We start from the raw sequence: 25,822 nt of genomic DNA on the forward strand, positions 1-25,822 counted from the left end.
ACCGGACCGCCGACCGTCGTGAGGAACCGGAACGCCTCCGTGACGAGGGCGCGCGGCGACAGCTCCTGTCGCACGGTGTCGACGCCGGGAGAGGTCGACGGCAGGGTGAGAGCCGCTCGCAGCGCCAGCCAGCCGACCTGCGCGCACAGCGCGAGAATGACCGCCGCGATCGCCGAGAGCGAGCGCCCGTCGGTGAGGATCCGGGCCAGACGGTTGTTCCGCAGCGGGCGGTCTGCGGTCGAGCGCTCGACGATCACTCCCACCAGCAGTGCCAGTCCGACGGCGCCCACCGCCGCCAGGTTCTGGACCTTGAGCAGCACGGCGACGATGGCGGCGACCGGGAACAGCAGGATCGCGGGCCGCCGGCGTCGCCACGCCCACACTCCGAGACAGCCGAGCCAGGCGCCGACGGCCAGCGAGGGCGCGTCCGTGCTGATGTACGTGGTCGACCAGTACGCCGCGGGGGTCGCGATCACCACGAGCCCGGCGACCAGGCCGTAGAGCGGGTCGACGCGGAGCAGCCGGATGAGGAGCCAGACCCCCACGGTCCCGAGCGCGAGCCAGAAAGCCCCCACCAGTCGCCCGGCGTGGACGAGATCCATCCCGGTCCACACGAACGGCTGGGCCAGCGCCCACGTGACGGCGAAATAGACGGGTGTGTAGATGTCGGCGCCGGTGTGGCCCGCGTACGGGTAAAGGGAGTCCTTGTCGAAGTCGGTGCCGCGGCACGACTGGACGACGATCGTGTACTCCTGCACGCCCAGGCAGGCCAGCGCCTGCCGTGCGACGTCGCCGGTCTCCTCACCGTTCCGGACGACACCCTCGGTCGGCACCTTGGCCAGGTAGTCGACGTAGACGTACTCGTCGTAGGGCGACAGGGCCCGCGCGTGAGAGTTCTGCCAGGCGACGAAGCCCGCGCTCGCCACGATCAGGATCAGGATCGGAGCGATCACTCCCCTGAGCACACTCAACGCTCGCGACACGACACTCCGTGAGCCAGGCACAGGCTCCGCCCTTCCCCTCCAGCTGGGCGCGGTGCGTTTCGACCTCCCGCGCCGGCGGCGATCGACCGCCCGGACATCGTATCAGCGCAGGTCTCGCCGACTCCGCGCGACGGGCTCAGGCGGGCTGCAGCAGGTCGCGGACGATGTCCGCGTTGCCACGGCTCGCGAACCGCGCATAATCGCCGCGTGCGGCCAGTCGCAGCACGGTCGGAGCACGCAGGACGCGCGCAGCGGGCATGGCCGCACGTGCGGTCTCGAACTCCCGCTTCCGTCTGGCGAGCTCCAACGCATCCTGCGGGATGCGCTCCCCCAGCGCTTCGAGCCGGGTCACGAGGACCTGGGCGCGCCGCGCGAGGCCGCGGTTGCGGTCGCCGCGAGCCTGCAGGACGCGCGCCGCCTTGCCGCGCAGTGTCGGGTCGGCGACACCGATCTGGTTCGAACCGTGGCGCCGGTAGTCGGTCAGCGGCTCCTCGATCAGGTCGGCGCCCGAGAGTGCCGCCGCGATGATCGCCAGCCACTCGTCGTGCACCCACTCCTCGGGGAACGGGAGCGCCGCCTCCAGCAGCTCCCTCCGGAAGACCACCGTCGCGCCCGTGGCCAGGTTGCGGCGCAGGTAGATCCGGAACGCATCCCCGGCATGGATGCCGTCGCGGTCGGCCCGCGACACCTCGAGCGATTCGAAGAGCGTCGTCCCCGCCGGCCGACCCACGCCGTCGATCAGCCGCGCGTCGGTGTGGAGGAACAGGAGCGACGGGTCGTCGGCGAAGCGCGCGGCCATCCGCTCGAGCTTGTCGGGCATCCACACGTCGTCCTGGTCGCTCAGCGCGATCAGGTCTCCGTGGGTGGCCGTGACCGCCTGCTCGAAGTTGCGGACCACGCCCAGGGCGACCTCATTGCGGAGGATGCGGGCGTCAGGGAACCCGGCCAGCGCCGTCTCCGCGACGGCGACCGTCGTGTCGGCCGAACCGTCGTCCGAGACGACGATCTCGGCCGCAGGTCGCGTCTGCGCCCGGATCGACCGAAGCTGGGTGTCGAGGAAGGCCGCGCCGTTGTACGTGCACAGCGCGACCGAGACCGACGGCCCGGTCACAGCGACCGCTTGACCCGGCTGGTGATCTTCTTCGCGACGACCTTCGGACCGCCGTTGCTCAGGTAGTGGAAGAAGAGCCCGACGTCGTGGCGGATGCCGTGCTTCTTGCGGCGCGCAGGGCGCCCGGCGACCGGTCGCGCCGACCGCACTGCACCGCTCTCGACGAGGTCCGGCGCGTGCCGCGCATCGGCGACGAACGCAGTGAGCGGACGCAGCACGTTCTCCCAGAAGTACCGCTCGCGCACGCGACGGATGTTGCGCTTCGCGGCCTTGATGAACGCCTCGTCGTACAGGATCTTCTCGAGCGCATCGCGCAGGGCGGCGACATCGCCGGACGGGACCACGATGCCGAGCTTCTCCTCGCGTACGAGGTCGGCGAAGTGGTCGCCCTCGGTGACCACCATGGGCAGCTCGGCCCAGAGATAGTCGAGGATGCGCGTCCGGAATGAGAAGGTCGTCTCGATGTGGGCGAAGTGCGTGCTGACGCCCGCATCCGCCTCGGTGAGATAGTTCTGCCGGCCGGCGTAGTCGACCCACGAGTCGTTGAAGAACACCGCGCTCTCGAGCACGCCGAGCTCGCGGGCGAGCGCCCGCGACTCCGCGACGATGCCCATCTCGGGGACACCGGGATGCGGGTGCTTGGTGCCCTGGAAGAACAGCCGGACGTCGGGGTGCGTCTCGTTCAGTGCGGCGACAGCCCGGATCAGGGACGTCGGATCGAACCAGTTGTAGAGCCCGCCGCTCCAGAGCAGCACCTTGTCGTCGACGCCGATGCCCGGGCGGACGCCCTTGAGCACTTCGCGCTCGTGCCGCGGCGGCGTGCTGGAGAGTCCGAACGGGACGACGTCGATGAGCCGCTCGAGGTCGGGGTCGGTCTCGTAGACGGACGGGTTGATGCGGCCGAGGGCCGCCAGCTGGCCGAGGTAGAAGTGGCGCTGGCGCTCCGACGCGCACAGGAAGAAGTCGCCGCGCTCGAGCTGCTCGTTGAGGACGTCCGTCGCGTCGCCGACCTGCTTCTTCCACTGCGCCGCGCCGAGCTCGCGGCCCTGCTCCAGCTGCTCCAGGTGCATGGGGTCGTAGATGTCGGCGACGATGATCTTGTCGGTGGTGCGGATGCTGTCGAACAGCGCCATCGCCAGGCCCTGGAAGACGATGACGTCGGCCTCGCGCTCGAACGGCTTCATCGCGCGGTCGTCTCCGGGGCGGACATGCGTGACGCGGAACGGCGCGGAGACCGGCTCGACGCCGGCGAGCGAGACCAGGGTGACCTCGTTGTCGGCGGAGAGCGCCTCGGCCATGTGCCAGGCCCGGATGGCGGGACCGGCCATCTTCTCCCCGATGGGGTCGCCGGTGATGATCAGCACGCGGGTCACCTGCGGCGGCTCGGTGACGGCGAACGCGGTCGCGAGCTTGTCGTAACCCTCGAGGTAGTGGTCGTTCTGGAACGACGGCGCGTCCGTCTCGCCGAACAGCGACCACAGCCGAGCGTCCGAGACCACCCGGGAGGCCTGGATCTCGCGCCGCGACTCGGCCAGCGACGGAAGGTTCTCCACGAACTGGTCGATCGCGAAGACGCCGGCGAGGGTCTCGCGCGACACCTCCTGCGTCGGTGCGTCGTCGATCCCCCGACGGAGGTCGAAGGAGGCGGAGTCGAGGTCGCCCTTGGCGACCGCGCGTCGGACCGCCAGCGCGAGCGTTGCGGGGAGCGCGTCGGCGAGCGCCTCATCCCCGAGGTTCTTGTACTGCGTGTACAGCGCATTGCGCTCCAGCAGGTACGTCTCCTTGAACGCCCCGAATTTGCTCATGGAGGCGTGGTGCTTGTGATACGCGAGCGAACGCGGCTCGTAGACGTAGCGCCAGCCGCGCAGGTTGAGCCGCCAGCCCAGGTCGACGTCCTCGAAGAACATGAAGTAGCTCTCGTCGAATCCGCCCAGCGCGTCGTAGACGTCGCGGCGGACGAACATCGCCGACCCGGTACCGAACAGCACGTCGGCGGGCTCGTCGGCGCTGGAGGGCACCGGTTGGGCGGTGAGCGGCTTGTAGCCCTGACCGAACCAGGTCAGCGCCGAGCCGATGTAGTCGACCAGCTCGCCGTCCCAGTCGAGCACCTTGCTGGCGACGGCGCCGATCGCGCTGCTCTCGCCGAAGCGCTCGACGGCGGCCGCGATCCATCGCGCATCCGGGCGTGCGTCGTTGTTGAGGAACGCGACGATGTCGCCGGAGGACGACCGCACGCCGAGGTTGCACCCGCCGGCGAAGCCGAGGTTCTTCTTCGAGACGATCAGGGTGATCCCCTCGATCGCGCGCAGCCGCTCGGCGCTGTCGTCCCCCGAACCGTTCTCGACGACGACGATCTCGAGACGCTCGGCGGGCCAGTCCTGCTCACGCAGATGACGGATCGCCTGGAGGGTGTCGTCGGTCCCGCGGAAGTTCACGAGAACGACGGAGACGACGCCGGGACGGAGGTTCGGCATAGAGGCCTTCCTGTTCGCTTGCGGAAACCGATCTTAGCAATCGGCCCCTCGGCGACGGCTGCGCCGCGACTGTCAGCGGACGGTCACGGAGCGGCAGCCCATCTGGGTGAACCCGGTGCTCGTCTGCACACAGACCGAGTACGTGCCCGGAGGCCGCGGGATCGTCACGTCGAACCCGTGGTAGGGCCCGGCGCCCGGATACAGGTTGTTGAACCAGCTCAGCGGCAGGTTCGCCTTCGCGGCCGCCCCGGCGCCGCTCACATCGATCCAGACGTAGGACGGAACGCTGCGCTGCGTGAGGTCGACAGCCCAGCCGTGCACCCGGAGACCGCCCGGCACCGCTTCGACGCCGTCGAGCGAACCGGAGTCGGACTGCGTCACCGTGACCGTCTTGCAGCCGAGGAGCTGTGTGCCGCCGACCCCGTAGACGCAGACCTGGTGCGTGCCCTTGGTCGCGGGCAGGAAGAGATCGAATCCGTTGCCTGTACCGATTCCGGGGAGGAGGTTGGGCAGCCAGCTCAGGCTCTTGTTCGTCTTGTACGGACCGCCGGCGCCGTCGACGTTGACCCACAGGTACGACTGGCTCGGCGACGTGTAGTCCGCGGACCACCCACTGATCTGCACCCCTCCGGGCACCGCTGCTGCCGAGTCGAACGACCCGGTGCCGCGAGGCACCGTAAGGGTGACACTGCGGATGAGCACGTTCTGCGTCCCGTAGACGCCGTAGACGTCGAACTTGTGGGCGCCCGGCGACGCGGGCACTGTCACGTCGAAGCCGTGCGCGGTGCCAGAGCCCGGGTAGTAGGTGTTCAGCCAGTTGGTCGGGTTGCCCGCCTTGTACGGACCGCCCTGCCCGTCGACGTTCACCCAGATGTAGGCCGGCGCCGTGGTGGCGAAGTCGACGGCCCAACCGGTCAGGCGTGCTCCGCCCCAGGTCGCCGTCGCCGTGTCCAGGCTGCCCGAGCCGTACGGCACGGTGACGTACTTGCAGCCGAGGAGCGAGTTCGCGGACCCGCGGACGTTGTAGACGCAGATCTGGTGATCGCCCGGTGCCGCCTGGATCAGCTCCGAGAAGCCGTGGTTCGGGCCGTAGCCGGGGAACATGGTGTTGAACCAGCTCAGCGGCTTGTCGGCCTTCGACGGGCCGCCCTGCCCGTCGACGTTCACCCAGATGTACGAGGATGCCGTGGTCGACGGGTCGTAGGACCAACCGCTGATCTGGATGCCCTTGTAGGTGCCGACCGCGCTGTCGAACGAGCCGTAGTGCGGCGCGGTGGTCGAGCCGAACCAGTCGGTGTACATGCGGAAGAAGTTGCGGTTTCCGTAGGCCGAGCATCCGTCGCCCGTGCCGTAGAGGTTCGCGAGGGCTGCCGCATTGGGCGTGTACGGCGTGTAGTAGTAGAGCGCCGCGGTCGCGGCGTTCTGGATCTGGACCGCCTTGGTGCCGCAGGCCGCGTTCGGGCTGTACTGGATGTTCGCGACGCCGCCGACGGGGATCCAGGTGAAGAAGTTGCTGGTGCCCGCCGGGTTTCCGTAGCGCTTGAACTGCCACGCGGCCTTGTAGACCTGGTTGTAGAAGCCGAAGTACTCCGAGTCGCACGGCGCTGTGTCGGGGCAGGCGTAGCCCATCGCGATCTGGTAGCGGGATGCGGTCGGAGCGGTCGAGGAGACGAGCCCCTGCTCCTTCTCGAGGGTGACCAGGATCGCCTTGGCGCTGATGCTGCACGCCTGCTGGACCTTGAAGATGATCTGGGCGGCCGACTCGTTCGATGCTCCGCTGTACGCCCGGCACATCGGGTCAGCGCCACGGCTGTACGTGCTCTGCGTGTAGCTCTTCAGACAGGTGTATCCCGACTGGCAGCTCGGCACGCGGGAGTTGAGGAACGACTGGATCTCGGCGGTCGTCATCGCGGCCGGATCGTAGAAGTTCTCATCGCTGATGATGTAGCCCGGCTGGAAGTCGCTTCCGCTCGCAGCCTCGGCCGACGGAGCCGGCAGCAGCTGGGTCACCGGAACGAGCACGGCGACGGCGAGCAGCAGCGTCCCGAGGATGGAGAGGACTCGCTTCATGGTTGGGGGTTCCCTGGTCGGCGGGAGCGCTCCCCAGCGCACTATCGCGGCGCCGGGCGGCCCGGATGCACCGGGTCGGCGGGCGCATCCGCCCCCAGAGTACGTCAGCTCTCGGCGCTTTCCCAGCATTTGAGCGGGTTGTCGCGCTCCGTTGACTGCCCCTCTTTGAGGGCCACGGAGGCTGCCCTCGTAAGATGGCAGCGGCATACGCACGGCAGAGAGAACGGTTCCGATGGCTTCCACCACTTCCCGTCCATCCACGGAGGACGAGCTGGCCGCCGCCCGGCGGGAGATCCGCGCGCTGCGCGCCGAGCTCGCGTCCAACGCGCCAACGATCGACGACCTCCGGCGTCAGGTGACGGCGGCCGAGGAGCAGGCGGAGCGCTATAGGAAGCAGGTCACCGCGATGCGCTCGTCGATGTCGTGGCGCATCACCAAGCCGCTCCGCATGCTCGCGCGCCGAGGCTGACGGGTGGCCGGAAACCGCGCCTCCGAGCGCGTCCTCGATCTCGTCCGCCGCGATGTCACCGTCGAGCGCGGACCCGCCCGGCCGCCCGCCGGCGACCGCATCGCGATCGTCGCCAGCTGGGGCACCGACGCCCGGGTGAGCCGTTCGCTCAGCGAACTCGTCCGCGCGCTCGACCAGGCCGGGTACCCGTCCATCGTGGTGCGCGCCTCCGACGACCACGCCCCCCTGCGCTGGCCGCCCGCCCTGCCCGAGTCGACGATCGTGGTGCGGAAGCCGAACATCGGCTACGACTTCGGTTCCTGGGCCGTCGGCCTCGACCGGTTCCGCTCCGTCGCGAAGCGCCGCAATGTGATCCTCGTGAACGATTCCATGCTCGGCCCGTTCGCACCGCTGGACGGCATGATCGACTCCTTCGAGGGCACCGGCGCCGACGTCTGGGGCGCCACGAACACGCGGCAGATCGTGCCGCACCTGCAGAGCTACCTGCTCGGCTTCCACGGGGGCGTGCTCGCCGACCCGGCGATCCGGCAGTTCTGGCGCAACATCCAGCACCTCGACGACAAGACCAGCATCATCGGCGACTACGAGCTGGGCTTCAGCCGCCTCCTGCGAGCGGAAGGTCTGACCTCCCGTGCGTGGTTCGACTCGGAGCGCGTCGTCTCCCCCACCGACAACCCGGTCATCACCGGGTGGCGGCGACTGGTCGAGCTCGGATTCCCGTTCGTCAAGCGGGAACTGGTGCGCGACCCCTCCGTCACGCCGGACGCCCGTCTGGCCCCCGAGATCATCCGCGAACGGTTCGGCGCCGACGTCGGCGAGTGGCTGTGAGCGGCCAGGAAGGAACGCCCGTGGCATCCAGAGGACGGCAGATCCGCCGCAACATCAGCGCAGCGTTCCAGATCGCCGCGAGCGGCATCGCGCCGCGCGAGACGGTCATCCCGCCGCAGCCGCACCCGGCGGACCACGCGGCCTGGGTGGACCGCCGCACCGGGAAGCTGCGGCCGACGCTGCCCGACGCCTGGGCCTCCCGGTACGAGTACCCGGCGGCGCCCGCCCGCATCGGCGTGCTGATGCACGTCTTCTACACGGATCTGGTTCCCGAGCTGTGCGAACAGCTGCGGAACATCCCTGTGCCGTTCGACCTCATCGTCACCAACGCGAGCGGCGAGGAGCTGGACCTCCCCCTGGAGGACGTCCCGCTGGCCGGGCACGTCGCCGTGCTGCCCGTCGCGAATCACGGCCGCGACATCCTGCCGATGATCGAGGTCGTCAACGCAGGACTCCTCGACCCGTACGAGCTCGTCCTCAAGGTGCATACGAAGAAGAGCACCTGGCGGGAGGAGCACGCCGAGTTGTCCGGCACGGGCGACGACTGGCGTTCCTCTCTCTACGGCACCGTGCTCGGCTCGGCCGACAACGTGCAGACCGTGCTCGGCGCCTTCGCGGAGGACCCGAGCATCGGGATCGTCACCGCGGACGAGGACATCGTCGGCACGGAGTTCTGGGGCGGCGACCTGGAGCGGACGCGGGCACTCATGCGCCGCCTCCAGCTCTCGGTCAGCGAGCACGACCTCCGCTTCGCCTCCGGCTCGGTGTACTGGATCCGCGGCTTCCTGCTCCAGGGGCTGCGCGCGTTCGCCATGGATGCGGAGGACTTCGAGCCCGAGGCCGGTCAGGTCGACGGGACGACCGCACACGCGGTCGAGCGAGCGCTCGGGCTGGTGACGCTCGAGGCGGGCTACCGGATCGCCGGCCGCGGAACCGTCGATGCCCCCGCCGACGACAGCTGGCGGCACTTCGAGCTGGACGCCGACCGCGCTCCGCGCGCCCGCGTCATCCCCTTCTACCTGCCGCAGTTCCACACGTTCCCCGAGAACGACCAGTGGTGGGGCCCGGGGTTCACCGAGTGGTCGAACGTCACCGCGGCGCGCCCCGTCTTCGAAGGGCACAACCAGCCGCTGCTCCCGTCGGAACTGGGCTTCTACGACCTCTCGGTGGAGGGCGTGCGAGACCGGCAGTACGACCTCGCCCGGTCCGCCGGCATCGAGGGCTTCATGTACTACTACTACTGGTTCTCCGGGAAGAAGCTCATGGACCTCCCGGTGGAGCGGCTGCACGCGGCCGACGGGGACCAGCCGTTCTGCCTGATGTGGGCCAACGAGAACTGGTCGCGCCGGTGGGACGGCAGCGAGTCCAGCATCCTCATCGCCCAGGACTACGACCAGGTGCCGGCGGAGCAGTTCATCGAGGACGTCATGCATCTGCTCCTCGATCCGCGGTACATCCGCGTCGATGGCAAGCCGCTGGTGGCCGTGTACAAGATCGCCCAGCTGCCCGACTTCCCGAAGACGCTGCAGCGCTGGCGGGAGCGCGCCGTCGAGGAGGGCCTGCCCGGCCTCCACATCGCGACGGTCGACGTCGGGCGCGAGATGGACGGCATCGACGGAGCCCTCTCGGACTACGGGATCGACGCCTTCCTGGAGTTCGCTCCGCACAACCGCCGCTGGACCACCGTCGACCTGGAGAAGCTCGACCGTTTCGACCCGCGCTTCGAGGGGCACGTGCTCAGCTATCCCGAGATGGCGGTCACCTCGGAGCTCGTCCTCCGCGAGCCCGTCGAGGAGGAGCGGTACCCGGGCGTGATGGTCAATTTCGACAACACGGCGCGCCGCCAGTGGCGACCCGACCTCTGGTATGGTTCCAATCCGTACACGTTCCGGCGCTGGTTGAACTCGGCCATCTCCGCCGTCGCCGACCGTGAACCCGAACATCGCATCGTCTTTGTGAACGCATGGAACGAGTGGGCGGAGTCTGCTGTGCTCGAACCGTCGCAGCGCTTCGGCCGGACGTTCCTGCTCGCCGTGAAGGATGCGCTCCTCAGGTAAGGAAACCCGTGAAACTCGCTATGACGGTGATGGTCCGCGATGAGGCGGACATCATCCGGCCGATGATCGAGCACCATCTCGATCAAGGGGTCGACGTCCTGATCGTGACGGACAACGGCTCCGTCGACGGCACCGCGGAGATCCTCGGCGAGTTCGCCGAGCGCGGCCTGATCGACCTGCGCCACGATCCCGTGCAGCGCAAGCAGCAGAGCTCCGTCGTGACGGGCATGGCGCGCGACGCCGCCACCCGGTACGGCGCGGACTGGGTCGTCAACGCCGACGCCGACGAGTTCTGGGTCACCCGCGACCCGGCGCTCACGCTCAAGCAGGCGTTCGAGCACATCGATCCGGCGCTCCGTGCGTTCACCGTCCCGGTCGTGGACATGACCGGACCGGCCGCGCTGGCCGGCACCGGTCTCCAGCGGCTGATCTACCGCGACGAGCGGACGGTCGAGCAGCTGAACGCCGTCGGCCTCCACGCCCACTCCACGCCGGACGCCGTGCACGTCGGCGATCCCGACATCGAGGTCGCGCAGGGCAACCACTTCGTCAACCTCGAGAGCGCGGGCGAGCCCGACCCCGCCTACGCGGTGGAGGTGCTCCACTTCCCGTGGCGGTCGTGGCGGCAGTTCGCGCACAAGGTCGAGAACGCCGGCCGCGCGTACGAGAGCAACCCGGAACTCACGCCGAGTCCGAACCATCACGGGATGCGCGACTACCGCCGGCTTCGCGCCGGCACTCTGCTGGCGTCGTACCTGGTGCGCAATCCGACCGCCGAGGAGCTCGAGCGCGGGCTCGCCGACGGCTCCTTCCGGCTGGAACGACGCATCGCGGACCGCTGGCCATCGCCCGTCGCCGACGAGCTCGTGGACGAGCAAGCGTACGCGCAGGAGTACGCCTACGGCCGGGAGCTCGGTGCGATGGAGCTGCGCATCCGCGAGCTGGAGCGCCAGGGCGTGCGCGAGCGCGACATGATCTTCGACCTGAGCGATCAGGTCGGAGCCCTCAACGCGCACATCGCCGAGCTCTCCACTGCGGTGACGGAGGCCCGGCAGCGGGCCGACGAACGGCTCTCGGCCAAGGTCGCACGGGTCGTCCGGCAGCGCTCCAGCCGCCGCGACCACGCCTGATTCCACCGTCCCGGGCACTCAGGCGGCGCACGGCCGGGTCCGGGAGCGGCCGACTATACTTGCGAGGTCCCCCGCCCCCGACGAAAAGAAGTGCATGTCAGCCCAGGCGCGATTCGAGGCTCTCTCCCGCCAGAAACTGGCGCCGGTCGGAGCCGCCTCGCCCACCGGCCGACGGTCGATCGCCGCGTTGAAGGAGATCTTCTCGCACCGCGAGATGCTCTCGCTGCTCGTCCGCCGCGACCTGAAGTCCCGCTACAAGGACAGCGCCCTCGGGTTCGTCTGGACCCTGATCCGTCCGCTGACGCAGCTGTTCATCTACTACATCGTCATCGGCAAGTTCCTGTCGGCCGAGCGCGGCATCCCCGAGTTCGCGGTCTACGTCTTCACCGGCCTGACGGCCTACGGCCTCCTCAGCGAGATCATCGGAGGCGGCACCGCGTCGATCGTGGGCAACGCCGGACTGATCAAGAAGGTGTACCTCCCACGCGAGGTGTTCCCGCTGGCGAGCGTCGGATCCGCGCTGTTCAACTTCGCCATCCAGCTCGGGATCCTGCTGATCTTCACAGCGATCCTCGGCTCCTTCCCGTGGTCGCCCGACTTCTTCTACTTCTTCCCGGCGCTGCTGGTGCTGCTGGTCTACGGCACGGCCTTCGCCCTGCTGCTCTCCGCCCTCAACGTCTACCTGCGCGACATCCAGTACCTCGTCGAGGTGCTGCTGCTCCTCCTGCTGTGGGCCTCCCCGATCGTCTACTCGTGGAGCATGGTGAAGGGCATCCTCGGCCCGGGCCTCGCGCTCGAGATCTACACCGACAACCCGATCACGCTGGCGGTCCTCGGCTTCCAGAAGGCGTTCTGGATGGGCGGCCAGGCGACCGCGGAGTATCCCGCCGGCCTCGCTCTGCGCCTCGGCATCGCCTTCGTCATCGGTCTGGTGCTGCTGGTGTCCTTCCAGCGGGTCTTCCAGCGCCTTCAGGGCAACTTCGCGCAGGCTCTCTAGGAAGCACGGTATGACGGACAAACTCACCACCCGCCCGGAGCCCCGCACCGCGGAGAGCTCGCCGGAGATCGTCGTCATCGACGACGTCTCCAAGCGCTTCGTGCTGCGCAAGGACAACTCCCTCAAGGAGCGCCTCGTCGCCTTCGGCCGCGGCCGGAAGCACCGCGAGGAGTTCTGGGCGCTGCGGAACGTCTCGGCGACCATCACCGCCGGTCACACCGTCGCCCTGATCGGTCACAACGGCTCCGGCAAGTCGACGCTGCTCAAGGTCATCGGCGGCATCGTCGACCCGACGAGCGGCACCGTCAGCCGGCGCGGCCGCATCGCCGCACTCCTGGAGCTGGGAGCCGGGTTCCACCCCGACCTGACAGGCCGCGAGAACGTCTATCTCAACGCCTCGATCATGGGGCTGAGCCGCGCGGAGACCGAGGCCCGGTTCGACGACATCGTGGCGTTCTCGGGCATCGGCGACTTCATCGACACGCAGGTGAAGTTCTACTCCTCCGGCATGTACGTGCGTCTGGCCTTCGCCGTCGCCGTGCACACCGACCCCGACCTGCTGCTCGTCGACGAGGTCCTCGCTGTCGGCGACGAGGCGTTCCAGCGCAAGTGCCTCGACAAGATCCGCTCGTTCCAGGAGGAGGGGCGCACCATCATCCTGGTGACGCACACCCTCAGCCAGGTGATCGAGCTGGCCGACCGCGCCATCCTCCTCAACCAGGGCGAGATCGTGTTCGACGGGGAGCCGCGTGACGCGGTGTCCCAGTTCCGCGACATCCTCGAGGAGCGCCGCGTGACGGAGGTCGACGCCAACGGCCGTCTGACGGCCCCGGAACGCGAGGCCCGCATCAACGTCGTCTCCGCGAAGCCGGACGGCAAGACCGTGGGCTCCCCGCTGGAGCGCGACGACGACCTCCTCATCACGATGCAGATCGACCACTACCAGCCCGTCGAGGGCTGGACCTGCGGCGTCCAGATCGACAACGCCATGGGCCAGGTCGTTCTGGGGACCTCGACGCCGCGCGCCGGGACGGAGCTGCCCGCGTCGAGTGGTCCGCAGACCCTGCAGCTGCGGTTGCAGCGGCCGCAGTTCGGCCCGGGCAAGTACTTCGTCAACGTGTCCCTGATGGACCCGACGGGCCGCCACTTCGCCGACCTCCCCCAGGCGACGAGCTTCGATGTCGCTCAGGACCCGTCGACGGTGGGGATGCTGTACGCCAAGCCGACCTTCTCGATCGTCGACGACTGAGGCCCTGCGCTGAGATGCCCGGAGCCGACTCCCCCTCCGTCCTGATCGTCACCGTCACCCACAACACCGGCGAGGTGCTGCGCGCATTCCTGCGCTCGGCACGGACCGCGACCGCCGAGCCCGCCGAGATCGTCGTCGTCGACAACGCCTCGGCCGACACGACCGTCGAGCGGGAGGCGTGCGCCGAGTTCGGCGCGGAGTTCCTCGCCCTCGACGAGAACCTGGGCTACGGCGGCGGGATCGAGGAGGGCGTCCGGCACGGATCGCCCGACGCGGAGTTCCTGGTCATCGCCAATCCCGACGTCGAGTTCTCCCCCGGATCGGTGGACGAGCTGGTGCGTGTGCTGCGCGAACGGCCGGCCGCGGGCTCCGCCGGGCCGCGCATCCTCAACGTCGATGGCACCGTGTACCCGTCCGCCCGGAGCCTCCCCTCGCTCCGCACAGGCGTCGGTCACGCGATCTTCGGCCGCATCTGGCCCGGCAACCCGTGGACGAGACGCTACCGCGGGGTCGACTACGGGAGCGACGCGGTTCGCCCGGTCGGCTGGCTCTCCGGCGCCTGCCTGGTCGTGCGCCGCGACGCCTACGAGCAGATCGGCGGCTTCGACACCTCGTACTTCATGTACTTCGAGGACGTCGACCTGGGCGCCCGCCTCAGCAAGGCCGCTTGGGCCAACCTCTACGCGCCGACCGCGAGCGTCGTGCACACCGGGGCCCATTCGACGAGCACCGCCTCCCGGCGCATGGAGGCCGTTCACCACGAGAGCGCGTACCGCTACCTGTCGCGCAAATACACCGGCTGGTACCTGCTGCCCGTCCGCGTGGTCCTGTGGGTCGGCCTGCGCGTCCGGCAGTGGTGGGTCACCCGATGAGAGGAACGACCGACTGATGGAGAATCGCGCGAAACGCATCCTCATCGTGACACCGGACACGATCGGCGAGCGGATGGCGGGTCCGGCCATCCGGGCGTGGCACGTCGCCCAGGCGCTCAGCGCCGTCGGAGAGGTACGGCTCGCCTCAACGGTCGGCGCTACGGTCACCTCGCCCGAGTTCACCATCGTCCACGCCGGACAGGACGCCCTGAAGCCCCACGCGGAATGGGCGGACGTCGTGATCATCCAAGGCCACATCCTCCGCACGCACACCTGGCTGAAGGCCATGGACGTGCTGATCGTCGCGGACATCTACGACCCCGTGCACCTCGAGTGGCTGGAGCAGGGCCGCGACCTCCCCGAGGCCGACTACTACGCATCCTCCGTCGACTCCGTCGAGGTCATGAACGACCAGATCGAGCGCGCCGACTTCATGGTCTGCGCCTCTGAGAAGCAGCGCGACTTCTGGCTCGGCCAGCTCGCGGCGATGACCCGGGTGAACCCGGCCACCTACGCGGCCGACCCCACCCTCCGGAACCTGCTGGACGTCGCCCCGTTCGGCATCCAGGACGCCCCGCCCGTGCAGAAGGCCCACGGCATCCGCGGCGTCGTCGACGGCATCGGAGCGGACGACAAGGTCATCCTCTGGGGCGGGGGCGTCTACAACTGGTTCGACCCGCTCACGCTGATCTCGGCGGTCGGCCGGCTGGCGAAGGAGCACCCCGAGGTGCGGCTGTTCTTCCTCGGTGTGAAGCACCCCAACCCGGACGTGCCGCAGATGGAGATGGAGCGCGCAGCGCGCCGGCTCTCCGACGAGCTGGGCCTGACCGACTCCGTGGTCTTCTTCAACGAGACCTGGGTGCCCTACGACCAGCGCGCCGACTTCCTGCTCGATGCCGACCTCGGCGTGAGCACCCACCTCGAGCACATCGAGACGGCCTACAGCTTCCGCACCCGGGTGCTCGATTACTGGTGGGCGGGCCTGCCTGTCGTCGCCACCGACGGGGACACCTTCGCGCCGCTCATCCGCGACAACGGGCTGGGACGCGTCGTGCCGCCGCAGGACGTGGAGGCGCTGGAGGCCGCGCTCGGCGAGGTGCTGTTCGACGACGCGGAGCGTGAGCGGATCCGCGAGAACGTCCGGGCGTTCGCCGGCCGGATGCACTGGTCGACCACCCTGGAACCGCTGGTGCGCTACGTGCGGGCGCCCTACCCGGCGGCGGACCGCGTCCGCGGTGTCATCTCGCAGCGCAACCAGATCACCGCCGACCTGCGGAAGCGCATCGCGGGCATGGAGGCGAGCTCCTCGTGGCGGGTCACCGCTCCCCTGCGCCTGGCCGGCGAGTGGGTCGCGCGCCTCCGTGGGCGGGCGCCCGAACGGCCCGAATAGGCCGGTAGGGCCGTTACCGCCTGAGCAGGCTCAGGACTCCGCGGCGAGCAGCGCCATGATGTACGTGCCGTAGCCGCTCTTCACGAGCGGCTTGGCCAGCTCGGCGAGCTGCTCGTCGTCGATCCACCCGGCACGCCAGGCGATCTCCTCGATGCAGCCGACCTTGAAGCCCTGGCGGTCCTCGATCACGCGCACGTACTCGGACGCCTGCATCATCGACTCGAATGTGCCGGTGTCGAGCCACGCCGTGCCACGGTCGAGCACCTGCACCTGCAGCTTCGAGGCGTTGAGGTAGCGCTCGTTGACGGTCGAGATCTCCAGCTCACCGCGCGCACTCGGGGTGATCGTCTTGGCGATCTCGACCACCGAGTTGTCGTAGAAGTAGAGGCCGGGCACCGCGTAGTTGCTCTTCGGCGAGGTCGGCTTCTCCTCGATGGAGAGCGCGGTGAAGCTGTCGTCGAACTCGACGACTCCGTATGCCCTCGGGTTGCTCACGTGGTACGCGAAGATCAGCGCGCCGTCGATGTCGTTGTGGTTGCGCAGCGACGAGCCGAGGCCGGCGCCGTGGAAGATGTTGTCGCCGAGCACCAGCGCGACGGATTCGTCGCCGATGAACTCCTCGCCGATGATGAAGGCCTGCGCAAGGCCGTCCGGCGACGGCTGGACCGCGTACTCGAGCCGGATGCCGAGCGACGACCCGTCGCCGAGCAGTGCCTGGAACTGCTCGTTGTACTCCGGCGTCGTGATGATGAGGATCTCGCGGATGCCCGCCATCATCAGCGTCGACAGCGGGTAGTAGATCATCGGCTTGTCGTAGATCGGCATCAGCTGCTTCGAGATGCCCTTGGTGATCGGCCAGAGCCGCGTGCCGGATCCGCCGGCGAGGATGATTCCGCGCATGGGTTACTTTCCTCCCTGGTTCGCTGCCTGGTCGAGTGACGCGTAGAAGGCGCGTGCGGCCTCCCACGTCGGGAGGAGCCCCGCCTCGGCGGCCTCGTGCAGGCCGGGGGCGTCGGTGTCCTTCGGAGAGAGCAGGGGCTCGCCCGCCTCGTCCGGGAAGCGCAGGGCGATGTCCGCGTCGAGCGGGTTGATGCCGTGCTCGCGGGTCGGGTTGTAGGTGTCGGTGACGAGGTAGCTGACGGTCGCGCTCTCCGTGAGTGCGACGAAGCAGTGCCCGAGGCCCTCGGCCACGTAGATCGCGCGGCGGTCGACATCGTCGAGCAGGACGCTGTCCCATTTGCCGAACGTCGGAGACCCGACGCGGATGTCGATGACGAAGTCGAGGACCGCGCCCTTGGGGGCGGTGACGTACTTCGCCTGGCTCGGCGGGATGTCCGCGAAGTGGATGCCGCGCACCGAACCGCGCTTGGAGACCGAGCTGTTGGCCTGGCGCAGGTTCAGGGGGTGCCCGACCGCCTCCTCCAGCCGATCGAAGCGGTACCACTCGAAGAAGACGCCGCGGTCGTCCGCATGCTGCTGCGGCGTCACTTCGTAGGCGTCAGGGATGGAGAGCTCGCGGATTTGCACCCGAGGAGTCTAGCAAGGGCCTCCTGAGCACCCGCGCCGTCTCGCGGGCGGCCTCGATCAGGACGTCCGCGCGGGCACCGAAGGAGTGCCGCTGCCGGATGCTCTCGACGATGCCGACCATCGCCTCCTGGTCGGGCCAGCCGGCGTCCGAGCCGATCAGCCCGCGCAGCTCGTCCACCGAGGTGTATGCGCGGGCGGCGCCCCCGAAGATCTCGAGGCCGTCGATCGGATCGGTCACGACGCGCGCCCCACTGGCGACCGCGTCGAACAGCCGGTTGGAGAGGAATCCCTCCGCCGCCATGTCGTGCCAGTGGTCGTTGAGCACGATCCGTGCGCTGGCGTATGCGGCGGACGCCCGGTCGTTGTCCAGGAACTCGGCCCGGATGTGCGACGGGTCGATGAACCGCTCCCAGCCGTCGCCGTAGACCGCCAGGTCGGCGCCCGCCTCGACGGCGTCGCGGACGACCGGGCGGAACACGTTGCGCGTCTTCCCGACGAAGAGCACGTCGGAGGCCAGCGCGGGGTCCGACCGCTCCGGGCTGAAGCGCGCAGGTGAAGTGGCCTGCAGCAGAGGGCGCACGGGGACCGCCGACAGCGCATCCATCCGCTCCGCCCAGCGCGGCCCGGCGGCGAAGACCAGGTCGTAGCTCTCGATCTCGTCGAGCGTCACGAGCTCGGGGTGGCTGATGACCCAGAGGATGTTGACGGCCGCCGGATTGGTCGGCAGGCGGTAGAGCCCGCGCAGCGCGATCGACACGTCGTCGAGGTGGTCGGAGTCCGGCCGCACCATCGACTCCCGGGTGTCGATGACGACCTGCTGCCCACGCTCGCGCAGGGCCGCGGCGAGGTCCTCCGCGAAGTAGGTGTCTCCCCAGACGCGCCCTTCCGGACCGAGCGGTGCGCCGCTGCGGATCGACCAGCGGAGCGCACGGGATTCGTAGGCCGTCCCCTGCTCGGCCTCGCGCACCAGGATCGGCCGGGCGCGGCGCGCCACGTCGTCGAAGTCGTTGCGCACGATGCGGCGGCGCAGGTCGGGCACCGGATCGCCCGCCAGTCCGACGAGGGCGAGGCCGGCATGCCCGTAGACCGCCGACGGCGTCGGCTCGACCAGGCTCTCGCTCGGCACCCCGCTCCAGGCCGAACGGCTGGAGGGCGATGCGGCCAGCCGACGGCTGTCGGCGTCGGCGATCTCGGCGCGGGCGCGCAGGGCGACGACGGCGCCGCTCCCGACGCTGGCCCGGGCGAGCGCGACGTCGGCCGGGGCTCCGGGCGCGAACCCGTCGAACACGGCGAGGTCGACGAGCACCGCAGGAGAGACGACCACCCGCGCGGGCAGTGATTCGGCCGCGGGCAGGTCGGCGGGGAGGTGCCCCTCGAACAGCCGGAGCGGCGGGGCGCCGCGTGAGGCGAAGACCGCTCCGGCGTCGACGACGGTCCCCGACTCCCGTACGATCACGGGCTGGACGAACGCGGCGCCGGTCGAGACCGCAACGCGCAGCAGTTCCGCGGCCGCGTCGTCGTCCAGCCGGACGGCGGGGTCGAGAAGGAGCGCGTGGCGCGTGGAGACCGTGGAGAGCAGGCGGTTGGCCTCCGACGCCCACGAGTCGCCGGATCCCCGGCTCGGGTCGACGGTCACGGTGGTCGACCCGGCGGTGCGATCGTCGGCACCGGCGGCGGGCCGGTACGGGACGGACTCGCTCGCGGGCACCGGTGCCTCGACCTCGACGGCCTGAGCGCTCCGCCCGAGGCGGTCGCCGAGCGCCGCGGCGACAGCGTCGACGACCTCGGCGAAGGGACGGCCGAGTGCTGCGGGCGCCGCCCACTCCCCCGGTTCCTCGGCGAGCGCCTGCAGGGCGGCGGTCACAAGCGCCTCCCCGAGCACGTCCGGTCGCGCCTCGACCGCACGGAGCCGCTCGTGGAGGCCGCCGCGCGCCCCGTCCACGTCGTTGGTGACGGACACGGCCCCCGAGATCGCCAGGTCGAACGGCGGGTGGCTCGGGTGCGGGCTGGCCTGCAGGCTCAGGCCGACATCCACCTCCGAGAGCAGGGCGAAGTAGTCGTCGCGCGTCAGCACGCCGCGGTTGACCAGTACGGCGCCGTCGAGGTCGACATCGGGGCCGTCCTCACCGGCCATGACGAACGACGCCGGGATGCCCTCGGCGGCCAGCCGACGGGAGGCGTACCGCAGGGCCGCGATTCCGAGCCCGTACATGTTGCGCGGGCGCGCGGTGCGGCCGTAGAAGAAGATGCGCACGGTGTCCGCCCGGCGACGCGCCTCGGCCGTCTCCCGCAGGGCGTCGAGGTCGAAGGAGGGCGCGAACACGAAGTCCGGATCCACCTCGGGCGCTCCGCTGCGGGCGAGGTAGGCGGCGACCGGCGTCGAGTTCACCACGGGAGTGAACCCGGCCCGGTAGGTCGACTCGGCCACCGCGGAGTCCGTCGACCAGCCCACGAACCCCGGCTCGTAGTCCTGGATGAGGTACACGACGTCGGACGCGGCGATCCGGCCCGTGCGCGCGGCGACATCCAGGGCGTGCGCGGTCCACCAGTGCGTCGCGACCCAGAGGTCGGACCGCGAGAACGTTGCGGAGTCGATCTCGTCGCCCGACACGATGGCGGCGTCGCCGATCCCGAACGCGTCGAGGCGCGCGCGGATCGCGTCTGCCTGGTCCGTCGGTTTGAGCAGCACGATCCGGACCGGCAGGCCGAGACGCCGGGCGAGGCCGGCGGCGAACTCGAGCGCCGTCTTCACCCCGGCGAAGATGCCGTCGGGATGCAGCTCGGGCAGCACCAGGTCGAGCGCGGCGTCGGCGTCGGCGATGGTGCAGTGCAGGAACGACTCCGAGAACGGCGTCAGCCCGCGATACGGCGACGACGGGCGGGCGGGCGCGGCCGGCGTCTCCTCGACGATGCCGGCGGGCTCCGGCGCGTCCTGAGCGCCCCGCTGCGCGTCGTACGCGGCGGCCGCGGCCCGCAGCGCCTGCCGCTTCGCGGGGTCGCGCAGGAAGTCGCGCGAGAGCGCGAGCATGTCCATCAGGTCGACGCGGCGGGTCATCGGTCTCCAAGTCGTCGTGGGGTGCGCTGCAGAGTCTCAGGTGGCCCGGGAACACTTTCGCTAGGATTGCTCGCGACCATCGTAGGAGAAGGCACCCAACATCCCCATGAAGATTCTCGTCACCGGCGGCGCCGGTTTCATCGGCTCCAACTTCGTCCGTCGCACCCTGCAGGATGCCTACCCGGGCCTGGAGGGCGCCGAGGTGGTCGTGCTCGACGCGCTCACGTACTCCGGCAACCTCGCCAACCTGGCGTCGGTGGCCGACTCGCCCCGCTACACCTTCGTGAAGGGCGACATCCGCGACGGCGGCCTGCTCGACGAGCTGTTCCCCACGGTGGATGCGGTGGTCCACTTCGCGGCGGAGTCGCACGTCGACCGCTCGGTGCGCGACGCCTCCATCTTCGTCGAGACCAACGTGCTCGGCACCCAGCAGCTGCTCGACGCGGCGCTGCGCAACAACCTCAAGCGCTTCGTGCACGTCTCGACCGACGAGGTCTACGGCTCGATCGCCGAGGGCTCGTGGGCGGAGGACCGCCCGCTCGAGCCCAACTCGCCGTACTCGGCGTCGAAGGCCGGGAGCGACCTGCTCGCGCGCAGCTACTTCCGCACGCACGGGCTGAACCTCTCGATCACGCGCTGCTCGAACAACTACGGGCCGTACCACTTCCCCGAGAAGGTCATCCCGCTGTTCGTCACGAACCTGATCGACGACAAGCACGTCCCGCTCTACGGCGAGGGCAACAACATCCGCGACTGGCTGCACGTCGACGACCACACCCGCGGCATCGCGATGGTGCTCGTGAACGGCCGCGCGGGCGAGATCTACAACATCGGCGGCGGCACCGAGCTCACCAACAAGGAGCTCACCCAGCTGCTGCTCGACGCCACCGGCAAGGACTGGTCGTACGTCGACCGCGTCGCCGACCGGCTCGGCCACGATCTCCGCTACTCGGTCGACATCTCCAAGATCCAGTCCGAGCTCGGCTACGAGCCGCTTGTGCCGTTCCAGCAGGGTCTCGCCGACGTGGTGCAGTGGTACCGCGACAACCGCGCGTGGTGGGAGCCGCTGAAGGCCCGCGCCGCGCTCGACAACTGATGCGCATCCTCATCGCCGGCGCGGCCGGGATGCTCGGCCAGGACCTGCAGAAGGCTCTGGCCGGTCGTGACGTCACGGCGCTGTCCCGTGCCGACCTCGATGTCACCGACCGCGACGCCGTGCTGGCGGCCGCCGCCGGCCACGACGTGATCGTCAACGCCTCCGCCTACACCAAGGTGGACGACGCCGAGACGCACGAGGACGACGCCTACGCCATCAACGCGCTGGGCACCGAGAACCTGGCGGTCGCCGCCGAACGCAACGGCGCACGGTTCGTCACGGTCTCGACCGACTACGTCTTCGACGGCCACGCGACGGAGCCGTACGCCGAGGACACCCCGCGCGACCCGATCAACGCCTACGGCCGCACGAAGGCCGCGGGCGAGGAGCTCGCACTCGCGGCGCATCCCGACGGCACGTTCGTCGTGCGCACCGCCTGGCTCTACGGGGCCGGCGGCCCGAACTTCGCCAAGACGATGGTGAAGCTCGCGGGCAGCCACGAGACCGTCAGCGTGGTCGACGACCAGCTCGGCCAGCCGACGTGGACCGGCGACCTCGCCGCGCAGATCGTCGCGCTCCTCGACAGCGACGCCCCGGCCGGGGTGTACCACGGCACGAACTCGGGCCAGACGAGCTGGTACGGGTTCGCCCGTGCGGTCTTCGCGCAGGCCGGACTCGACCCGGAGCGCGTGAAGCCCACCGACAGCTCGACCTTCGTCCGGCCGGCTCCGCGCCCCTCGTACTCGGTGCTCGGCCACGACGGCTGGGTCCGCGCCGGCCTCGCTCCCCTTCGGCCGTGGGAGGACGCCCTCGCCGCGGCGACGGCGGAAGGCCTCTTCGCGGAATGACCACTCTCCGTGTGATCGTCGACGAGCTCGTCGGAGACGAGCCCGGCGGCGCGCGCCGGTACACGGAGGAGCTGACCCGTCAGCTGATCGCCACGGCGCCGCGCGACTGCGTCGTCGAGGCCGTCATCTCGAACGTGAGCGACGAGCAGGTGCAGGCGGTCCGCGACCGCCTGCCGGGCGTCGCAGCGGTCACGCGCCTGCCTCTCGCCCGGCGGGAGCTGGCCCTGGCCTGGCAGTCGGGCCTCTCGGTGGGCGGCCCACCCGGGATGCTGCACGCTCCGACCCTCCTCGCGCCGCTGCGGAAGCACGTGCAGCTGGACACCCCGCAGCAGATCGCGGTCACCATCCACGACACCCTGGCGTGGACGCATCCCGAATCGCTCGGCTCCGCCGCGACGATCTGGACCAAGACGATGGCGAAACGAGCCAGGAAGCACGCGGACGCGATCGTCGTTCCGACCCACGCCGTCGCCGACCGGCTCGGCGACTTCCTCGACTTCGGCGATCGCATCCGCGTCATCGGCGGGGCTCCCGCGACCGCTCTGCGCCTGCCGCCGGACGCCGACGAGCGCGCGGAGCGCCTCGGCCTCCCCGAGCGCTACGCGTTCACACTGGGGACGGTCGAGCCGCGAAAAGGGATCGCTCCCCTGATCCGCGCCATCGCCCGACCCGAGGCACAGCGCATCCCCCTGCTGATCGCCGGCCGTGACCGCGTCGGCGAGCGCTCCGCGACCGGGGTCGCCGCAGCCGCCGGGCTTCCGGAGGACCGCGTGCGGCCGCTTGGCCGTCTCGACGACGGAGACCTTGCCGTCGCCCTCGACCGCGCCACCCTGTTCGTGTACCCGAGCGTCGCCGAAGGGTTCGGCCTCCCGATCGTCGAGGCGTTCAAGTTCGGTCTGCCCGTCATCCACTCGGACGACGCCGCCCTCGTCGAGGTCGCCGCGGGTGCGAGTGTCGTCGTCGAGCGTCCGGCACCGGGTGAGGACGACGAGCCCTATGCCGAGCGTCTCGCAGCCGCGATCGGCCGTGTGCTGTCAGACGCCGAGTTGAGCGCCCGACTGCGCGTGCTAGCCTCGGATCGCGCTCGCGCGTTCAGCTGGCGGGATTCGGCAGAACGCGTCTGGCAGCTGCACGCCGACCTCTGAGCGACGACCTCGCTCCGACCACTCCGTCGCACCTCCCCTTCTCCTCATGCCAACTCCTTCCCTCCCATCCGCCCGGATGACGTCGCTCGACGGCCTGCGCGGCATCGCCGCACTGATCGTGCTCGCCCACCACGCCTCCCTGCTGAACCCGGCGATCTCCGGGGCGTACGTGCCGGTACCCGGGTCTTCCGGGCCGGCCGCCGGAAGCCTGGCCTGGTGGTTCACGTACACGCCGCTCAAGCTGTTCACCGCCGGCCCGGAGGCGGTGGTCGTGTTCTTCGTGCTCTCGGGATTCGTGCTGAGCCTGCCCGTGCTGTCTCCGCGGGCCTTCGACTGGATGGCGTACTACCCACGCCGGATCGTCCGGATCGGACTTCCGGTGGTGTGCTCGCTGGTCTTCGCCGCGGCCCTCGCCCTGCTCGTCCCGCAGATCGTCGCCAACGCCATGAGCGGCTGGGTCGCCACGACCTCGGTACCCGACCTGAGCGTCGAGACGTTCATCGGCCAGCTCGACCCCACCCGCACGTACCACCTGCTCAACAACCCGCTGTGGTCCATCTACTGGGAGGTCGCCTTCTCGGTCATGCTGCCGCTCTTCCTCGGGCTGGCCGTCTGGCTGCGACGGGTGTGGCCGCTCATCCTGCTCGTCGCCACCGCGACCGTCTTCTTGGGCGTGGATTCCGGGGCGGACGGCCTGCGTTACCTCCCTCCATTCTTCCTCGGCGTCGTCGCGGCCGTGCTGCTCCCGCGCATCCGCCGCCTGGGCGCCACTGTCTCCGGCTGGCGTCTCGGCTGGGCGGTGTGGCTTCTCGCGCTGATCGGGTCCGCTCTGCTCCTGATCGCCCACTGGATGGTCGGGCCGGGGGTGGTGCCGCTCGCCCTCACCGCGCTCCAGCCGCTCGCCGCCCTCGGGCTGCTGATCTGCTGCCTGGAATGGCGGCCGCTTGCGAGCCTGCTCTCTCACCAGCCGTTCCGCTGGGCCGGGAAGATCTCCTTCAGCCTGTACCTCGTGCACGTCCCGATCATCGTCACGCTGAGCTACGCCCTGCGCGACTGGGGGCCGACCAAGGTGGCCGCGCTCGCCATCCCGGTGGCGCTCATCGTCGGCACGCTGTTCTACCAGCTGGTCGAGAAGCGATCCCACACCCTGTCGAAGCTGTTCGGTGCCACGGTTGCTCGCGCCTTCGAGCGTCGCTCCGGCGAGGTCGCGGCGTCAGCGGAACCGACGGCGCCGGCCGAGCTACCGTCGCGCGCTTCGCGCTGACCCGGCTTCGACCGCCCGGCCGCCGCCGGTCGCTTCGCCCTGGTCGCCGGACCGGCGCTCCTCGGCCTCCTCGTCGCGACCGAACCAGGTGCGGTACCGGTCGGACGCCCAGTTCCCGACCGCCTTCGACCAGCCGTGGCTGCGCTTCTCGATCAGCCAGGTGAAACCGACGGCGACCAGGACCGCGACCGGGATGCCGAACAGCAGCGGGACGTACCAGGGCTCGTCCGCGAAGAGGTAGGTGCTGAAGATCAGGATCGGCACGTGGACGAGGTACAGGCTGAACGAGATGGTCCCAGTGAACTGCACGGGGCGCGTGTCGAGCACGGCGCGGAGCGGCTTCCAGCCGAGTGCCGCCACCACGAGCCCGGCCGCGGCGAGCGGCACCAGGCCCTTCAGCACCGGCTCGAGTTCGGGGATCTCGCCGACGTTCGGCCCGACCAGCCACGGAGCGATCAGGAGCAGCAGACTGGCCACGGTGAGCCCGGCCCACAGCGGGTGTCGGTACCAGTGCGTGTTGATCCGGTCGGCGACGTTGCGCACCGCCTCCAGGCGGACCGCGATGACCGCGCCGACGAAGAACGCCGGGAGGTACTGCAGCGCACCGGAGTCCGCGTGCACGCCGAGGTAGGTGAGGGCGCACGCGGCGGCCAGGCCGCCCATCCACCACTTCCGCACGGCGAGGGCCGCCACCGCGAAGATCGGCAGGGCGAGCGAGAACAGCAGCTCCCAGCGAAGCGACCAGAGCGGGTTGTTGATCTGCCCGTCGCCGCCGAGGAGGTCCCACGCCTTGACGATGTACTCCCAGCTGAAGTTCGGGGTGGAGGAGCTGCTCAGCCACGTGCCCTTCGGCTGAGTGGACACCTGTGGGATGGCCATCACCCAGACGGCGGCCAGCACGACGGACGCCATGACCGGCACCAGAAGCCGGACGGCGCGGCGCGGGAAATAGGCGACCCAGTCGAAGCCGCGGTGACGGATCACGGGAAGCGTGACCACCAGCCCGGAGAGCACGAAGAAGACGATGACCGACTCGACACCGGCGGTCGCGAGCTTCAGCGGCGTATAGCTGATCCACCACATCGCGGAGCCCGTCGGCGCGGATCCTGTGCCGGGCGCACCCGGGAAGTCCGGGTTCGTGTACATGGCGTGGTGGAGCAGGACGACCACCGCGGCGATGCCGCGCAGACCGTCCAGCGCGGCCAAACGGCCGCCCGTCGTCTGTTTCGTCTTGTCTGCCACCGTTACACCTGTACC

19 protein-coding genes are annotated in these 25,822 nt (G+C 69.9%); 12 read left to right on the forward strand and 7 right to left on the reverse strand.

The genetic code is table 11. The annotated features are described in order from the left end of the window. Positions 1 to 1,119 precede the first annotated feature (1,119 nt). From H284_RS0105340 to H284_RS0105350, 3 genes are all read right to left on the reverse strand, one after another. On the reverse strand, positions 1,120 to 2,094 hold the full coding sequence (locus H284_RS0105340; RefSeq protein WP_020075421.1) for a glycosyltransferase family 2 protein: 975 nt from the start codon (positions 2,092 to 2,094) through the stop codon (positions 1,120 to 1,122). Next, complete coding sequence (locus H284_RS0105345; RefSeq protein WP_020075422.1) at positions 2,091 to 4,568, reverse strand: glycosyltransferase; 2,478 nt, start codon at positions 4,566 to 4,568, stop codon at positions 2,091 to 2,093. The genes H284_RS0105340 and H284_RS0105345 overlap by 4 nt, the downstream gene beginning before the upstream one ends. 72 nt (positions 4,569 to 4,640) lie before the next feature. Next, on the reverse strand, positions 4,641 to 6,638 hold the full coding sequence (locus H284_RS0105350) for a LasA N-terminal domain-containing protein (protein WP_020075423.1): 1,998 nt from the start codon (positions 6,636 to 6,638) through the stop codon (positions 4,641 to 4,643). A gap of 232 nt (positions 6,639 to 6,870) precedes the next feature. Here H284_RS0105350 and H284_RS0105355 point away from each other — a divergent pair, with 232 nt between their 5' ends. The 8 genes from H284_RS0105355 to H284_RS0105390 all read left to right on the forward strand — a co-directional run bounded on the left by H284_RS0105355 (position 6,871) and on the right by H284_RS0105390 (position 15,630). Beyond that, positions 6,871 to 7,107 carry a hypothetical protein gene (locus tag H284_RS0105355; protein ID WP_020075424.1) on the forward strand — a complete coding sequence of 79 codons (237 nt, stop codon included), beginning with the start codon at positions 6,871 to 6,873 and terminating at the stop codon, positions 7,105 to 7,107. 3 nt (positions 7,108 to 7,110) lie between these two features. Further along, on the forward strand, positions 7,111 to 7,935 hold the full coding sequence (locus H284_RS0105360; protein WP_020075425.1) for a rhamnan synthesis F family protein: 825 nt from the start codon (positions 7,111 to 7,113) through the stop codon (positions 7,933 to 7,935). A gap of 20 nt (positions 7,936 to 7,955) precedes the next feature. After that, positions 7,956 to 9,992, forward strand: coding sequence for a glycoside hydrolase family 99-like domain-containing protein (locus tag H284_RS0105365; protein WP_020075426.1), 2,037 nt, complete (start codon positions 7,956 to 7,958; stop codon positions 9,990 to 9,992). An 8-nt stretch (positions 9,993 to 10,000) separates the two neighbouring features. Further along, positions 10,001 to 11,122: a glycosyltransferase family 2 protein gene (locus H284_RS0105370; protein WP_231371080.1), complete on the forward strand. Its 1,122-nt coding sequence runs from the start codon at positions 10,001 to 10,003 to the stop codon at positions 11,120 to 11,122. Between the two features lie 94 nt (positions 11,123 to 11,216). Continuing rightward, positions 11,217 to 12,119 carry an ABC transporter permease gene (locus H284_RS0105375; protein WP_020075428.1) on the forward strand — a complete coding sequence of 301 codons (903 nt, stop codon included), beginning with the start codon at positions 11,217 to 11,219 and terminating at the stop codon, positions 12,117 to 12,119. Between the two features lie 10 nt (positions 12,120 to 12,129). Next, complete coding sequence (locus tag H284_RS0105380; protein ID WP_020075429.1) at positions 12,130 to 13,368, forward strand: ABC transporter ATP-binding protein; 1,239 nt, start codon at positions 12,130 to 12,132, stop codon at positions 13,366 to 13,368. 14 nt (positions 13,369 to 13,382) lie between these two features. After that, the gene (locus H284_RS0105385) at positions 13,383 to 14,240 is read left to right on the forward strand and encodes a glycosyltransferase family 2 protein (protein ID WP_020075430.1); all 858 of its coding nucleotides are present in this window, start codon (positions 13,383 to 13,385) and stop codon (positions 14,238 to 14,240) included. 16 nt (positions 14,241 to 14,256) lie between these two features. Further along, positions 14,257 to 15,630 carry a glycosyltransferase family 4 protein gene (locus H284_RS0105390; protein ID WP_020075431.1) on the forward strand — a complete coding sequence of 458 codons (1,374 nt, stop codon included), beginning with the start codon at positions 14,257 to 14,259 and terminating at the stop codon, positions 15,628 to 15,630. Between the two features lie 30 nt (positions 15,631 to 15,660). Here H284_RS0105390 and rfbA read toward each other — a convergent pair whose 3' ends face one another. From rfbA to H284_RS0105405, 3 genes are read right to left on the reverse strand one after another with little or no spacing between them, the layout of a single operon-like run. Further along, positions 15,661 to 16,530, reverse strand: coding sequence for a glucose-1-phosphate thymidylyltransferase RfbA (gene rfbA, locus H284_RS0105395; protein ID WP_020075432.1), 870 nt, complete (start codon positions 16,528 to 16,530; stop codon positions 15,661 to 15,663). A 3-nt stretch (positions 16,531 to 16,533) separates the two neighbouring features. Then, entirely contained in the window at positions 16,534 to 17,157 is a 624-nt protein-coding gene (locus H284_RS0105400; RefSeq protein WP_020075433.1) for a dTDP-4-dehydrorhamnose 3,5-epimerase family protein, read from the reverse strand. Then, positions 17,129 to 20,212, reverse strand: coding sequence for a rhamnosyltransferase WsaF family glycosyltransferase (locus tag H284_RS0105405; protein ID WP_020075434.1), 3,084 nt, complete (start codon positions 20,210 to 20,212; stop codon positions 17,129 to 17,131). The genes H284_RS0105400 and H284_RS0105405 overlap by 29 nt, the downstream gene beginning before the upstream one ends. A 106-nt stretch (positions 20,213 to 20,318) precedes the next feature. On the opposite strand from H284_RS0105405, the gene rfbB reads away from it, so the two are divergent. The 4 genes from rfbB (at position 20,319) to H284_RS19930 (ending at position 24,565) form a co-directional block, all read left to right on the forward strand. Beyond that, positions 20,319 to 21,308: a dTDP-glucose 4,6-dehydratase gene (gene rfbB, locus H284_RS0105410; RefSeq protein ID WP_020075435.1), complete on the forward strand. Its 990-nt coding sequence runs from the start codon at positions 20,319 to 20,321 to the stop codon at positions 21,306 to 21,308. Continuing rightward, positions 21,308 to 22,156: a dTDP-4-dehydrorhamnose reductase gene (gene rfbD, locus H284_RS0105415; protein WP_020075436.1), complete on the forward strand. Its 849-nt coding sequence runs from the start codon at positions 21,308 to 21,310 to the stop codon at positions 22,154 to 22,156. The genes rfbB and rfbD overlap by 1 nt, the downstream gene beginning before the upstream one ends. Next, positions 22,153 to 23,301 carry a glycosyltransferase family 4 protein gene (locus H284_RS0105420; RefSeq protein ID WP_020075437.1) on the forward strand — a complete coding sequence of 383 codons (1,149 nt, stop codon included), beginning with the start codon at positions 22,153 to 22,155 and terminating at the stop codon, positions 23,299 to 23,301. Before rfbD ends, H284_RS0105420 begins: the two co-directional genes overlap by 4 nt. A 76-nt stretch (positions 23,302 to 23,377) precedes the next feature. Then, entirely contained in the window at positions 23,378 to 24,565 is a 1,188-nt protein-coding gene (locus H284_RS19930) for an acyltransferase family protein (protein WP_020075438.1), read from the forward strand. Here the strand turns inward: H284_RS19930 and H284_RS0105430 are convergent. Beyond that, positions 24,542 to 25,807, reverse strand: a complete 1,266-nt coding sequence (locus H284_RS0105430; RefSeq protein ID WP_231371081.1) for an acyltransferase family protein — start codon at positions 25,805 to 25,807, stop codon at positions 24,542 to 24,544. The genes H284_RS19930 and H284_RS0105430 overlap by 24 nt on opposite strands. Between the last annotated feature and the right edge of the window lie 15 nt (positions 25,808 to 25,822).

Origin of the sequence: Cryocola sp. 340MFSha3.1 (assembly GCF_000383315.1) — a bacterium.
Lineage (GTDB): Bacteria > Actinomycetota > Actinomycetes > Actinomycetales > Microbacteriaceae > Leifsonia.